This is a genomic window from Curtobacterium sp. VKM Ac-1393 (genome assembly GCF_015350995.1).
Lineage (GTDB): Bacteria > Actinomycetota > Actinomycetes > Actinomycetales > Microbacteriaceae > Curtobacterium.
This window is the reverse complement of the sequence record NZ_JADKRW010000003.1, coordinates 439,735-452,087: the sequence shown is the minus strand read 5'-3', so window position 1 is coordinate 452,087 and position 12,353 is coordinate 439,735. Positions and strand designations below refer to the sequence as shown.

The window sequence follows — 12,353 nt, the reverse complement described above, 5'->3', positions numbered from 1 at the left end:
TTGACTGCGCCCGCAGATCTGATGCGCCTGGGCGGAGGACTTCTACGCCGGGACCGTCCTGACGAGTGGGCAGGGTGAGATGCTCTTCGGGTGGGCGACGGGCACGTCACCTCGGACGTTGCTCTACGGATCGGACAGCAAGATGACGCAGGTCGTGAGGAACGAGCTGCCGGGTGACCAGCGCAGGGACATCCTCGACGATCTGAAGGACACGGGCGTCGCGACCGGGTACGGCTACCAGGCGGGACGTACGACGTTGACGCGAAGGTCGTGTCGAAGGGCGACGACGGAACCACCGTGGTCGAGTACACGGCGACGAACGAGACCACGCTCGGCTCCGCCCTGCGGATTCCCGGGCTCGACTACGACGCGTTGAACCGAGCCGCTGGAGACCACGGTCCGTTCTCGCGGGTGACGGAGCGGTTCACGTGGACGGAGAAGGTGAAGTTGTGACTAGACACCTGGCGGGCGTCGCGACCTCGATCGCGGTGCTGGCGATGTTGTTGACCGGTTGCGCCGTCACGGCACAGCCCGAGCCGCAGGACTACGCCGGCACTTGGGTGCTCGAGGGTGCGGACGGCGACGGAGCGGCGGAGTTCACCGTGTCGGCGGATCGAACGTACACGGCGCGCAACATCTCGATCGACCTCGCGTGCCGGACCCGGAACGCTGCGACGAGCCCTCCGGGCTGCGCGGGCGGCGGGGACTCGGCGAGCTTCTCCGGACGCTGGAAGGTGGCCGACGGGGACTCGACCGGCATTCGGTTCTACTTCGATGACCGCTTCGTGCGCCAGGGTTACTCGACCAACGGCGGACTCGGTTTCTACGTCGGATCACTCGATGTGCCGCGTCCCGACTACCTCTTCGTCCGTTCGTCATCGGACTGACCGGAAGCCTCTCACGCAGCCCGTCCGGTCACTGTCCCGAAGCACTCGACTCGCTCGCGCAGATCGTCGCAGACGGGAAAATGGGGCCATGACCGTCCTGACCCGCACACGTCCGTGCGGCGCCGTCGTGACCATGCTCGCGGCCGTGGAGCTCGCGACGACCGGATGCGCCTCGGGCGGCGCCGGCAGAGGAGACGACGTGACCGGAGAGGACACACGAGACGCGGCCGGCAAGACGCAGGCACAGGTCGCGAATCTGTCGTTGAAGGACGAGTTTGACTCGGCCGGCGAGCGGTACGAGCACGGGCAGGCGGTCCTCGCCGCCGCGCAGCAGCAGATCTCGGACGGCGCCTGGTACTGGAACGGTGGAGACGTCCGCCCGCTGCCGGCCGGCGACGCCGCGTTCGGCGAGGCACCGGACGGCGCGACCAAGGAGAACTCCTACTCCTTCCGAGGCGTCCGCATCATCGGACCCGACGGCGCGACCGGCGCGGAGCAGAACCTCAAACCGAGGCAGCGCTACTTCGATGAAGAAGGATGGCGGTCGCGCAGCGCGAAGGTCGGGACGGACCACGAGGTCCGGGCCGGGGTGACCTGGATCGTCCGGCCGAACGGGCAGTACTCGCTCGGCGTGTACAGCGAGGCCTTCTGGGCGCGTGATGCTCCGGCGCGGAGCGATCCCGTCCGGGAGCGTTGACCACATTGCCAGGGCGGGTCTTGGGGGTCAACCGCCGCCGTGCCTCCAGCGAGACGACGTCGAGCGACGGCTGCTCAGCTCAGCTCACGCAGGCGGCGTCGTGCCTGCGCCCTCGGTGTCGTCCGCGCCCGACGGACCGGTACCGGCCTGGTCGAGGTTCTCGTGCGGGTCGCCCATGTCGCCGGTGGCCTTGCCGGCAGGGGACAGCCCGAAGTGCCCGCGGACGGCGTTCGCCTCGGTGACGGACAGGGTGTTCCCGACTCCTGCGGACGGTGCGCCTTTGATCGCACTCTTGGCGTACCCGACGTGCAGGTCCTTGCCGTCGAACGTGGCGTCCTCGACGGGGACGAGCGCGGTGTGACCCCCGAAGAGTCCTGTCGCGACGCTGACGAACGCAGCGCTGCCGTCCTCGGCGGGGAACACCTGCGCGACCTTGCCGACCGAGGCGCCGTCGCGGTCTCGGACGGTCGCGTTCTCGACCTCGTGGATCATGCTCTTGGTGATCATGGGCGTAGTCAACGCTCCTGGCCTGACCCGCTTGTGTCAGCGACCGCGAAGCGAGCCCGAGCGCTTCACGGGAAGATCGTGGAGAGGTTGCTGACGCGCAGTGATATGGAAGGACCTCCCGCATGAAGCCCACTCGGCGGAAGGCTGCGATCGTTCTCCGGGCTGCGGGGGCAGCGCTGCTCGCTGTCGCCGTTTTCACTGGTTGCAGCGAAGGGTCCGGGATGAACACCGCAGAAGCAAGGCAGTCAGTCGTCACGTTCGTCGAGGGGTCGACCGACGCGGTGGGTGACGGCTGGGAAGCCAGTGACGGTCCGCTGCTCGGGAAGTGCAGTCGCAGCCTGGGTGGGGGAGGCATCTCGTACGTCGACGCCATGGTTCGCTCTGCGAGCGCCGATCCGAAGGCTGACGTCGCAGCAGTGGAACGTCACTGGAAGAAGCTCGGGGTCACGACCGAGCGGTACCAGACCGGTGGAGAGGATCCGATCCCCGGGGGTACACGATCGACAGCAGTTCGAAGTGCGTTCCGGACAACCTCGACGAGATGAGCCGCGACAGCCTGAACTGAGGAGTTCTGCCTCGCGCACGTGATGGCTGGGGAGTCAACGTTGGGCGAGGGCGGGCGTGATCCTCCGACGAACCCGCGTGTGCCACGCTCAGAGGGGCGCGCATGACGATCGCCTCGGTCGCCGACGAGCACGTGGAGTAGCCCGCCTTGATCATCATGAAGTCCAACGGGTCAGTGAGCAGTGTGCTGAACAACACGTTCCGCCCGCTCCCGGACCAGGTACGACGCAGCCTCGGCCTCCTCGACAACGACGACCACTTCGCCTGGCTCGTCTTCTCCGCGCCGATCGACGATCAGACCTGGCGCGCCGGCCCGCAGGCGGTCATCGACGAGTACGGCAACTCGTACCTGCAGGCCGGCGGCACCGCGGAGAAGATGAGCGTCGAGCTGCGCCGCCGCGAGGACGACGGCGAGTACCGCTTCTCCATCGTCGGCCGTGACCACGACCTGTCGAAACCGCTCACCGAGACCATCGACGTGCAGGCTGCGCACGAGCCCCGGCACCCGGCCGAGCTGTTCACAGCCGACCAGGCGGCGCCGGTGTTCATGCACTACGTCGAACACCAGACGGTCCCGGACGGCGACACGCTCCGTCTCATCGCCGACGTGTAGAAGGTGGCGACGCCACCGTCGCGTGTCCGCGACCGTGTTCCGGACAGGAGGCCCGGTGTCAGCTGGCACCGCGCCTCCCGTCCGTCGCTGCTCACGCGAGCGCGTGTGGTCACGCAGCCAACTGCGTCCGGTCAGTCCGTTGCTGGGGATGGTGCCGGGGCCGAACCGCCCGAGGGCGGCGCCCGACCACTCAGCGCGACACCGTCTCCGGCACCGCGCCACCCCAACCGTTGAACCCGCCGAACACGACCTGCACCGGGACGGCCTGCGCCCGGTCGGCCACGTACCGGTACGTGCCGCCCGGACGTCCGAGCCACAGCACCTGCGCGGTCGTTGTGGTCGTCGCGACGGTCCGGAGCTCCACCACGTACCGCCCGGAGGGGATCTGGAACTGCGCCGTCTGCTCGCTGTCGAGCAACGTCGAGAACCTGGTCGAGAACGACGCCCCGGTCGTCGCGTTCGTCACCGTGATGGTCGCGCCGCTCAGCTGCGCCGACGGGGTGCGGGACGCCGAAGCGGCGTAGACGACCAGGTCGTAGTCGCTGTGTGCGTAGTGCCGTGACAACGTGACTCGGGAAGCCGGGAGCGTTCCTCGCTGCTGGTACACCCGCGTCTTCCAGACGGCGGGCGACGCCGTTCCGCTGGCGTAGGCCTCGATGCGGTACTTCCCGGTGCTCAACCCGACGAACCGGTACTGGCCCGTGCTGTCCGAGGTCGTCCGGAACACCTGCGAGGTGTCCTCGTTCCAGGCGTACATCATGCGCCCAGCGGCGGGTCCCGTGGGGCCGACCACACCGCCCTGCACCGTCGCACCGATCACGAGCGGCACGGTGACCGCGACCGTCGAACCGCCGCGGACGGCGATGCCCGAGCGGAGTCCGGGGGCGTAGGTCTCCGTTCCGTGCGGCGGGAGTTGCCGCGTCGTCACCGTGACGGTGTCCGGTGCGGGTATGCCGGTGAACGTCGCGGTGCCGTCATCGTCGGTGGTGGCGTTCCCGACGACGACGTCGGTGCCGATCGCCGCGAGTTCGACGTCCGCCAGCCGGATCGCGGTGCCGTCCGGCGTTGCGAGCTGCACGGTGATCGTCCCGGATCCGGCCGCGGTCGCTGGCGGCGCCAGGCCGATCAGCGCACCTGCTGCCAGTGCAACGACCAGCGTCGTCCCCGTGAGCAGTCGCATCGCGTTCTCCGATCGTCGGCCAGCCGGGCGTTGCCAGGGACTGTACGCGCACGGCGGGCGGTGGGGCAGGCGCATCGCAGCAGCGGTCAGGCGGGCGCCGTCACGGCTTCGACAGGCGTCACGAGGTGCGGGTCGCACCGATCGCCCAGACGCGGGGCGGTTCGGTGCCGTTGACGGCATGGTCACCGATGATCCGCGCCTTGAACACCCACGGGTTGTGGCTGCCCGCGGTGCGGGCGTTCCGCCAGTGCCGGTCGAGGTTCTTCGTCGTGCTCACCCCGGACGCCGCGAGCGCGTCGAACAGGTGCGAGGTCGCCGTCGTCGCCAGCGTGGTCAGCGCCACCTGCGCCTGCGCGGTCGCGAGTTCGGCGCGGTCGTTGCGGCGCTCGTCCTCTGCGGTGTCGAGCCCGGCTCCCTCGTACGCACGCTGCAGGGCTGCGGCGGCCCGGTCGACGATCGCAGTGGCGGCGAACCCGGCCGCAGAAACCTCGCCGACGACCTGGAGGATCTGCGGGTCGGCGGCGAACGTATCGGCGTTGCCGTGTGAGAAGACGCGGGTGCGGTTCCGGACCTCGAACGCGATCTCCCGTTCGGCGGCGAGGACGGACCCGGCGAGGACGCTCAACAGGACCCCCTGGTAGAACGCCGTCTGGTACTTGAACCGCTCGTCGAAGGGGATCACCGCGTCGGCCTGCACGACGGCGTCGTCGAAGGTGCTGGTGCCGGAGCCGGTGGTGCGCTGCCCGAACCCGTCCCAGTCGTCGGTGTGCGTGACCCCGGGCTGGTGCGCGTCGACGATCGCGATGACCCGCTCGCCGGTGTCCGTGCGCTCGGCGTAGGTGTCGATCCAGTCGGCGAAGATGCTGCCCGTCGAGTAGTACTTCTGTCCGATGATCCGGAACCTGCCGTCCGGCTGCGGAGTCACCTTCGTGCGCACGTCGCCGACCTGCACCGACCCGACCTCGGTCCACGAGTTGCCGGCGATCTCACCTCGGCCGAAGCGGTCCAACCACCCCTCGCGTTCCCCGGTCCGGGCGACCAGCCGATCCTCCACGAGTGCGAAGTGGCCGCGGAGCGCCTGCGGGATGTTGCTGTCAGCGGCGGCGAGTTCGGTCAGCAGGCGGAACAGCTGGGGCAGGGTCGCCCCGGCTCCGCCGTGGGCGACGGGGACGCGGACGGCGCCGAATCCCGCGGCGGCGAGTTCGCGGATCTCGTCGAACGGGAGGCGGTGGTCGCGTTCGCGCTCGGAGGCACCGGCAGCGATGCGGTCGAAGATCGGACGGAAGCGGGCGAGGAGCTCGCCGTCGGCGGGCTCGTCGATCGTGCGGCCGGCGGTCTGGTTGCTGATCGTCATGAGGGCTCCTTCGTGGTCTGGGGTGCTGCCTGTCGTGTGGTGGTGTCGTGTGGTGTCGATTCGTCCGGTGTGGGCGGACAGCCCGACCAGATGTGCGCCATCGCGAGACTGTGACATCGCCGAATGCCCGCGAGAAGGGTTGTGTCGATGTGTGTCGGAGGGTGACTTCCCATGACACGTGACCACGCTGCGGCCCCGTGGGCGTTCGCAGCAGAAGTTTCGCGGTGCTGCGCGTGTGCGATGGCTGCGGAGCCGGTCGGACGAAGACGGGAATGCTCCTCCGAGAGACCCGCGTCGGCCACGCTCAGAGGAGCGCGCATCAACGAGGGAGCACGCACCAGCCAGAGGACCGGCCACTGCCTGGCTGGGCGTGGGCGAAAGCCTCGGTTTCGGCGTCGTTCACTCCGGTGACGTTCAGGCCGGCGGGGTCGTCCCTGCGCCCTCGGTGTCGTCTGCGCCGGCAAGACCTGTTCCGGCCTGGTCGAGGTTCTCGTGTGGGTCGCCCATGTCCCCGGTTGCAGCGCCGGTGCGGGACAGCCCGAAGTGTTTGCGGACGGCGTTCGCCTCGGCGGGGGACAAGGTGCGTCCGGCTCCGAGGGACGGCGCGCCCTTGATCGCGTCCTTCGTGTACCCGACGTGCACGTCCGTACCGTCGAACGTGGCGTCGTCGGCGGGGACGAGCGCCTGGTGTCGCCCGAGCAGTCCCGTCGCGACACAGACGTAGGCCGCGCTGCCGTCCTCGTCGGAGGGGAACACCTGCACGACCTTGCCGACTGATACGCCGTTGCGATCCCGGACAGTCGCACTCTCGACCTGGTGGATGACGCCCTTGGTGATCATGAACGTAGTCAACGCCCTCGAGTCTGACGCTTCGCAGACGCCGTCCTCCAGGCCGGGGTGAGGACCTGTCCTTCGGGGTCCGAGGCCGCGGTGGTCCGGTCAGGTCCCTTGGGCGTTCGGCCGGCTACTGGGAAAGCTCGGTGTTGCGGACCTCGGGGCTGCCCAGTTGCGACCCGCGTCGCTGGCGAAGTCGAGTTGCCCGCAACACGCACGCCGCGATCAAGAGCGCCATGACGACCCATCCGGTGATGGCGAGCGGCCCGACAAGGCGATCGTCGAAAGGCGGGAAGAGGACGGACTGGTACGAGGCGAAGCTGTTGAGTGCCGCATGGGCGAGCACGCAGGGCAGAAGCGATCCACTCGCAAGCCGGAGCCAGCCGATCAGCACGCCCGCGCCGACACAGCCGATCATCATCATGATGATCCCGAGGGCATTGCGTTCCTCGTAGTTCAGGCCGAGCAGGATCGCGGGAGCGTGCCAGAGACCCCAGATCGCGCCGCTCACGCACAGCGCCCATCCAGTGCCGAGCGGCAGCAGTTTCGGGAGGAGCCAGCTGCGCCAACCGACTTCTTCGCCGGTCGCAGCGATCGCGGTGATGGCAATCCCGATCGGGAGGTTCAGCAGTTGCAGCAGCGCCAGGAGCGCCATCGGCATCGGCGGTTGCTCGCCCGTGACTCGAACGATGAGTTCTTTCGCCACGGAGTGTTCGGGGTCGAGCTGCACCCACCCGAACAGCATCCCGAGGCCCCAGCTGCCGGAGATCAGCACAGCAGCACCGGCGATGCCTGCGAGAGCGAAGCGCCAGCCTCGACGCGTGAAGAATCCTGTCAGCCCAAGCTCAACCAGAATCGCTTTTCCACGGCGACGTTGGAGCGTGACCGCGACCAGCAGCGCTGCCAGGCCTGGTGTGAACATCATGGCCACGGTTGCGATGTACGCACCGGGGTTCCCGGCTGGGTCTGAGAGGTCCGCGCTCAACTGGATGGCTGGCCAGAGCAGCACCCACGGAGCACCGTACGCCAGCAGGACGAACATGCCGACCGTGCTCCAGTGGACACCCCGCGGGCTCCTCAACACTTTCTCCCTCCGGTTCGCTCGAGTGCGCCGTGCATCATGGCGACCCGCTCCCTTGTGGGGCCGGGGAACTCTGCGCGCGTGCGGATCAACCTACAGAAGCAGTCTTCTGGAAGGCAACATATCAAGCGTCGGATGCTCCTGGGAGTGGTGCTGAGACGCGGTGTTGTGATCCGTCGCCCGGCGTCAACGCGACCTGTCGGCGAACCGCGGTAGGCCTCGAGGCGGGGTCGAGGACCGCGCACACGGAGGACGCAACACAGGACCGGGGGCTCTCCTCCATTCGGGAGAGAGCCGCCGTGGTGTGCCGCAGTGGTCAATGGGTCGACGGGAACGACGTGCCGACGAGTTCAGCTCGCGCGATGTCTGCTTCCGCGGACGGCTCGGGTGTACCTGGCAGCGCACCGATACCCTCGAAGTCTCGCTGTTGTGTAAAATACAAGGTTCGGCGCTGCTTCGGGTAGAGTCAGCGTTCGGACCGGGGTGGGCCTGAGGGGGACGTCATGGGGAAGATCGAGTTCGACGCGGCGGCGGCAGACGCCGTCGTCAGAGCGGCCACGTCGGCGAAGGACGAGCTCCGGGCTCAGTCTGGGGCTCGTCGGTCCGCCGTCGAGGAAGCAGCGGCTGACTTTTCCGGAGCCTACGCGGACCGGTTCACCGAGTCCGCCTCGACGGAGTCGACCGACCGGGGCAAGTTAGCGTCCGTCCTGGATGACCTCGTCGGTCAGGTGCGCGACGCCAAGTCCTCTGCGCAGGCTGAGGAGGAACGGCTGAACGCACTCGACGCTTGGAACGAAGCCGAACACGAACGCCAGCATGCCGCGGCGACGTCCCTGCTCACGACGACCACCCTGCCCCCAATCGCAATCCGTGCACCAAAACCGTCGGAGGTCGCGATCCGACCACCGTCGATCCATGCGGCGTTCACGCCCCGGGATCGCAGGCGGTCCGGAGAGGGCACAGGACACGGTCGAAGCTCGGCAGACCCGGCAAGGCTGCGCGACTACAGCACCGTCAGCCGGGCGAACGACGAGACTGCGGAGGCGAAGGCCACAATGCTCGCCAGCGCATGGACGGCGTTCACCGCTTCGTGTTCCTGGGTGCTGATCGAGGGGTGCACCTTCGTGACTGGGTTCGATCGCTTCCTCGAGGAGAACCGAGCCGATGCCGCATGGATCGACCGCATCGCGGACGCGTTCGAGCAAGCCGGGAGCGGCGGATCGCTGGCGAACGCCAGGATCGACACGGCGACCGACGACGAGCTCGTCCGCGATGTTCAGCGGCTCTTCGCCGACGACTTGACCCCGACCCAGGTCGCGGCGATGTGGGCGGATCTCGGTCTGACGAGGGCGGACGCTGCGGACCTCGCACTCCTCCCGACCTCGGTGCTGACCGCTCTGGGGAATCTCGAAGGGGCGCCGTACTGGGCGCGCGGAGCTGCGAACGTCGCTGTACTCGACCGCCGGATCGCCTCCGCGAAGAAGTTCCTGGACGACCTTGGCCGCCCGGACCGCATCTACAGCGCGGAGGCGCGCAAGAACGCCGAAGACCTTTCCGCACTCGAATCGATCAAGGCGTCACTCAACCCCAACGGCCGCAAGGGCCAGCGAAACCTCACGGTACTCAGCGCAGACCATCCGCCCCTGGCTGCGGTGTCCATCGGAGATCTCGACGAAGCCACGAACGTCACCTGGGCGGTGCCGGGGATGGGATCGAGCACGGGCAGCATGACCGATTGGGCGGATGCCGCTCAGAACGTCTACAGCGAGCAGGCAAAGGCCGCTCCCGCAGGACGCGGCACCACGAATGCCGTCGTCGCGTGGATGGGGTACGAAGCACCGCCCGTCCCGCCGGCGAGTACCGCCGTGTTCGGCAGCGACTACGCGAAGGCCGGCGGCGAGAAGCTGGCCGCGTCGATCAAGGGCCTCGACGCGACGAGAGCCGGTACCATGCCGACGGTCAACGTCCTCGGACACTCCTACGGCACCACGACCGCGTCCTACGCGCTCACGACCGAGGGCGTGCACGTGGATTCGTTCACCACCATCGCTTCGGCCGGGATCCCGGACAGCATCCGCGAAGCAGACGAAATCCACGCCGATGCGGTGTACGCCGGACAAGCAGAAGTGGTGAAGCCGATCATCGAACATTGGAGTGGCGACGAATGGGCGGCGGTCGGGCGTGACTTCAGCTCGGACCATCATCAGGATCCGACTGCTCCGGAGTTCGGCGCGACGAGCTTCGGCGCTGACGGGGCGCCCGGCCTCAAGCCCGTCCGCGACCACGGCGTGCACACCTGGTACGGCGGCGGTTACCTCGATGAAGACACGCAGTCGTTGCAGAACGTCGCGTACGCCACGACCGGCCAGCCCGAACGATTGACGAACTGATCATGCCGATTTCGCCGAAACAAAGTGATCTGGAAGGAACTCCCAGATGAAACCACGACGGGCGAAAGCCGTCTCCGTCCTCCGGGCGACAGGAGCCGTACTGCTCGCTGTCGCCGTTCTCACTGGTTGCAGCGAAGGGTCTGGCATGAACACGAAAGAAGCGAAGCAGTCCATCGTCACGTTCGTCGAGGGTTCGACCGACGTGGTCGGTGACGGCTGGGAGGTCAGCGACGGTCCGGGGCTCGGGAAGTGCGGCCGGGGTCTTGGGCAAGGGGGCGTCCAGTACGTCTACGCCATGGTCCGCTCCGCGAGCGCTGACCCGAAGGCCGACGTCGAGGCGGTGGAACAGCACTGGAAGGAGCTCGGGGTCACGACCGAGCGCTACCAGACTGGCGGCGACGACCCCATCCTCGGCGTCCGCGGCAGGGGTGGCCCGGTGAGCTCGTCCGACTTCCGCGCGGATCCCCGCGGGTACACGATCGACGGTAGCTCGCAGTGCGTCGCGGGGGACTTCGAGAAGATGAGCCTCAACAGCCAAGAATGACGAAACCGGGCTGACCGACGCCGTGCTGACGTCGGTGTTCTTCCCCGCGCTCGTCTTCTTCCGCGTGGGGAGGCCTGTGGCTGTCACGGCCGTGCTCACATTCCACCTGGCGATTGCCTTGCTCATGGGTCTGACGTCGTTCGCCCTCGTGATGGCCGCGTACGACCTCCTATTCGTGGATGCCCACGTCGTGAGTCTTCACCGCCGAGCTCGGTCGTTGTGGAACGGTGCATTGGCCCGCATCTCGACCCGCTTTCAAGGAGAGACACGTGGTGCGGAATCCGCTTGAGAGCTCCGGGCTCTGGCGTGCGAGTCTTCGCACAGCTGACGGCTGGCGGACCGTCCGCGAGCCCCGTGGGCCCTACGCCACTGCTTCGATGCTGGAGTGGGGGAGCATCACGAAGGGACTCGTCGGCACGACGGCCTGGCTCACGCTCGAGGTCGAGCGGCCGGTCGTGCACTACCTCCCCGGTGTGCCCGACGCTGACATGACCGTTGCTGACCTCGTGCACCACACCTCGGGTTTGCCACGGCTTCCGGCCACGATGCGCGACCGACTGTTCGGCGACCCGTACCGAGGTGCCGTCGGCGTCCCCCTCGGTCACGCAGTCGCGGTACCGGTGGCGCCCCGAGGCCAGTTCGTGTACTCGAACCTGGGATACGCGCTTCTCGGCGCAGTGCTCGACGGGGTGCACGGCGACTGGTTCGCCGCTGTGCGCCAGCACGTCCTCGAGCCAGCGGGGATCAGCTCTGCCACGCTCGTGCCAGCTCCAGCAGACCGGGTGGTGCCGAAGCTCTTCGGTCGCGCGATCAAGCCGTGGGCGCTCGGGGAGTCGTCGTTCGCGGCGGCAGGCGGCGTCTGGTCGACGTTCGACGATCTCTGTCGCTACGCCGACTGGGCGCTCGAGCCCGGCGCTGGGCACTCCCGCACGGTGAGCTGGCAGCGGGAAGGAGCATCGACCTGGATCAACGGGGAAGTGCGAGCGGCAGGGGCGGTCATCGCCAACGCGGCAGGGATCACCGCGGTGGTGCACACGCTCGCGAAGGCCCCACGCGCAGCCGACACGATCGCCACGGCGCTCATCGAGCGGGAAGTGCGGGAGACATGCAACGGCTGATGATCGCACCGACGGACAGCGCCCACGGTCGGCGCACGCGCGAGGGGCTTTTCGCAGCCATCGCTGCTGCGTTCCCCGTCGTCGTCGAGGTTGCGCTCACCAGCGCCTGGTGGGATCGGTTACCCGAACGGATCGCGACGTCGTTCGGTCCGGACGGGAGCCCGAGCGGGTATGGAACACCGTTGGGAACCGCGATCCTGCTCGGGGCGGTACAGGCGCTGTTCCTCGTGGCGGCTGTTGGGTCCGCCTTCGCTCGAGACCGGCGCAGAGGTCGCATCTCGTGTGCGGTCACCGCAGGGTTCGTCGCGGCTCTTGCGATGAGCTGGCTGATCATCGTGGGATTGGCGTCCTCGAAGTTGAGCGCGACGGCTTGGTGGCTTCTCGCGGCGGCGCCCGCGTGGGCCTTCGTGCCGTACTGGCTGCTTCCCCCGCGAGGGACTGAAAGCGGATCGCTGAGGCAGTGACCGGGGTCGAGGGGCAGTCGAGGGCGCGGGCGTTGCCAACGGAACCTGTCAGCCGGACGGAAGCCGCGCCTCCAGACCGGATCGAGAGCTGCGCACGCGGCGGACGCAACACCAACGGCG

At 68.2% G+C, this 12,353-nt stretch carries 14 protein-coding genes; 9 read left to right on the top strand and 5 right to left on the bottom strand.

The window, feature by feature from the left end; translation table 11 throughout:
* Window positions 1-270 precede the first annotated feature (270 nt).
* The 3 genes from ITJ59_RS09300 to ITJ59_RS09290 all read left to right on the top strand — a co-directional run bounded on the left by ITJ59_RS09300 (window position 271) and on the right by ITJ59_RS09290 (window position 1,584).
* The gene (locus tag ITJ59_RS09300) at window positions 271-453 is read left to right on the top strand and encodes a hypothetical protein (RefSeq protein WP_194650819.1); all 183 of its coding nucleotides are present in this window, start codon (window positions 271-273) and stop codon (window positions 451-453) included.
* Window positions 450-887: a hypothetical protein gene (locus ITJ59_RS09295; RefSeq protein ID WP_194650818.1), complete on the top strand. Its 438-nt coding sequence runs from the start codon at window positions 450-452 to the stop codon at window positions 885-887. The genes ITJ59_RS09300 and ITJ59_RS09295 overlap by 4 nt, the downstream gene beginning before the upstream one ends.
* Window positions 888-975: 88 nt before the next feature.
* Window positions 976-1,584, top strand: a complete 609-nt coding sequence (locus ITJ59_RS09290; protein ID WP_194650817.1) for a hypothetical protein — start codon at window positions 976-978, stop codon at window positions 1,582-1,584.
* Window positions 1,585-1,668: 84 nt separating this feature from the next.
* On the opposite strand, the gene ITJ59_RS09285 is transcribed toward ITJ59_RS09290, so the two are convergent.
* Complete coding sequence (locus tag ITJ59_RS09285; protein ID WP_194650816.1) at window positions 1,669-2,091, bottom strand: PRC-barrel domain-containing protein; 423 nt, start codon at window positions 2,089-2,091, stop codon at window positions 1,669-1,671.
* A 221-nt stretch (window positions 2,092-2,312) separates the two neighbouring features.
* Here ITJ59_RS09285 and ITJ59_RS09280 point away from each other — a divergent pair, with 221 nt between their 5' ends.
* Both ITJ59_RS09280 and ITJ59_RS09275 read left to right on the top strand, forming a co-directional pair.
* Window positions 2,313-2,636, top strand: a complete 324-nt coding sequence (locus ITJ59_RS09280; RefSeq protein ID WP_194650815.1) for a hypothetical protein — start codon at window positions 2,313-2,315, stop codon at window positions 2,634-2,636.
* A 194-nt stretch (window positions 2,637-2,830) separates the two neighbouring features.
* Window positions 2,831-3,268: a hypothetical protein gene (locus ITJ59_RS09275; protein WP_194650814.1), complete on the top strand. Its 438-nt coding sequence runs from the start codon at window positions 2,831-2,833 to the stop codon at window positions 3,266-3,268.
* Window positions 3,269-3,458: 190 nt separating this feature from the next.
* Here ITJ59_RS09275 and ITJ59_RS09270 read toward each other — a convergent pair whose 3' ends face one another.
* The 4 genes from ITJ59_RS09270 to ITJ59_RS09255 all read right to left on the bottom strand — a co-directional run bounded on the left by ITJ59_RS09270 (window position 3,459) and on the right by ITJ59_RS09255 (window position 7,678).
* Entirely contained in the window at window positions 3,459-4,448 is a 990-nt protein-coding gene (locus ITJ59_RS09270) for a carboxypeptidase-like regulatory domain-containing protein (RefSeq protein ID WP_194650813.1), read from the bottom strand.
* 118 nt (window positions 4,449-4,566) lie between these two features.
* Window positions 4,567-5,802, bottom strand: coding sequence for an acyl-CoA dehydrogenase family protein (locus ITJ59_RS09265; protein ID WP_194650812.1), 1,236 nt, complete (start codon window positions 5,800-5,802; stop codon window positions 4,567-4,569).
* Between the two features lie 414 nt (window positions 5,803-6,216).
* Window positions 6,217-6,642, bottom strand: a complete 426-nt coding sequence (locus ITJ59_RS09260) for a hypothetical protein (protein ID WP_194650811.1) — start codon at window positions 6,640-6,642, stop codon at window positions 6,217-6,219.
* A gap of 124 nt (window positions 6,643-6,766) precedes the next feature.
* Window positions 6,767-7,678 (bottom strand): CPBP family intramembrane glutamic endopeptidase, encoded by a 912-nt coding sequence (locus ITJ59_RS09255; protein WP_194650810.1) that lies wholly within the window; start codon window positions 7,676-7,678, stop codon window positions 6,767-6,769.
* A 542-nt stretch (window positions 7,679-8,220) separates the two neighbouring features.
* On the opposite strand from ITJ59_RS09255, the gene ITJ59_RS09250 reads away from it, so the two are divergent.
* The 4 genes from ITJ59_RS09250 to ITJ59_RS09235 all read left to right on the top strand — a co-directional run bounded on the left by ITJ59_RS09250 (window position 8,221) and on the right by ITJ59_RS09235 (window position 12,233).
* Entirely contained in the window at window positions 8,221-10,107 is a 1,887-nt protein-coding gene (locus ITJ59_RS09250) for an alpha/beta hydrolase (protein WP_194650809.1), read from the top strand.
* Window positions 10,108-10,252: 145 nt separating this feature from the next.
* Window positions 10,253-10,651: a hypothetical protein gene (locus ITJ59_RS09245; RefSeq protein WP_194650808.1), complete on the top strand. Its 399-nt coding sequence runs from the start codon at window positions 10,253-10,255 to the stop codon at window positions 10,649-10,651.
* A 227-nt stretch (window positions 10,652-10,878) separates the two neighbouring features.
* A complete protein-coding gene (locus ITJ59_RS09240) occupies window positions 10,879-11,769 on the top strand; it encodes a serine hydrolase domain-containing protein (protein WP_323749461.1) in 891 nt (296 codons plus the stop codon).
* Entirely contained in the window at window positions 11,769-12,233 is a 465-nt protein-coding gene (locus tag ITJ59_RS09235) for a DUF1648 domain-containing protein (RefSeq protein ID WP_194650806.1), read from the top strand. Before ITJ59_RS09240 ends, ITJ59_RS09235 begins: the two co-directional genes overlap by 1 nt.
* The last annotated feature ends 120 nt before the right edge of the window (window positions 12,234-12,353 follow it).

Excerpts from the sequence above, each read along its gene's own strand:
- ITJ59_RS09255 (WP_194650810.1), bottom strand. The coding sequence starts at position 7,678 with ATGTTCGTCCTGCTGGCGTACGGTGCTCCGTGGGTGCTGCTCTGGCCA.
- ITJ59_RS09270 (WP_194650813.1), bottom strand. The coding sequence starts at position 4,448 with ATGCGACTGCTCACGGGGACGACGCTGGTCGTTGCACTGGCAGCAGGT.
- ITJ59_RS09260 (WP_194650811.1), bottom strand. The coding sequence starts at position 6,642 with ATGATCACCAAGGGCGTCATCCACCAGGTCGAGAGTGCGACTGTCCGG.
- ITJ59_RS09280 (WP_194650815.1), top strand. The coding sequence starts at position 2,313 with ATGAACACCGCAGAAGCAAGGCAGTCAGTCGTCACGTTCGTCGAGGGG.
- ITJ59_RS09245 (WP_194650808.1), top strand. The coding sequence starts at position 10,253 with ATGAACACGAAAGAAGCGAAGCAGTCCATCGTCACGTTCGTCGAGGGT.
- ITJ59_RS09290 (WP_194650817.1), top strand. The coding sequence starts at position 976 with ATGACCGTCCTGACCCGCACACGTCCGTGCGGCGCCGTCGTGACCATG.
- ITJ59_RS09235 (WP_194650806.1), top strand. The coding sequence starts at position 11,769 with ATGATCGCACCGACGGACAGCGCCCACGGTCGGCGCACGCGCGAGGGG.
- ITJ59_RS09250 (WP_194650809.1), top strand. The coding sequence starts at position 8,221 with ATGGGGAAGATCGAGTTCGACGCGGCGGCGGCAGACGCCGTCGTCAGA.
- ITJ59_RS09265 (WP_194650812.1), bottom strand. The coding sequence starts at position 5,802 with ATGACGATCAGCAACCAGACCGCCGGCCGCACGATCGACGAGCCCGCC.
- ITJ59_RS09285 (WP_194650816.1), bottom strand. The coding sequence starts at position 2,091 with ATGATCACCAAGAGCATGATCCACGAGGTCGAGAACGCGACCGTCCGA.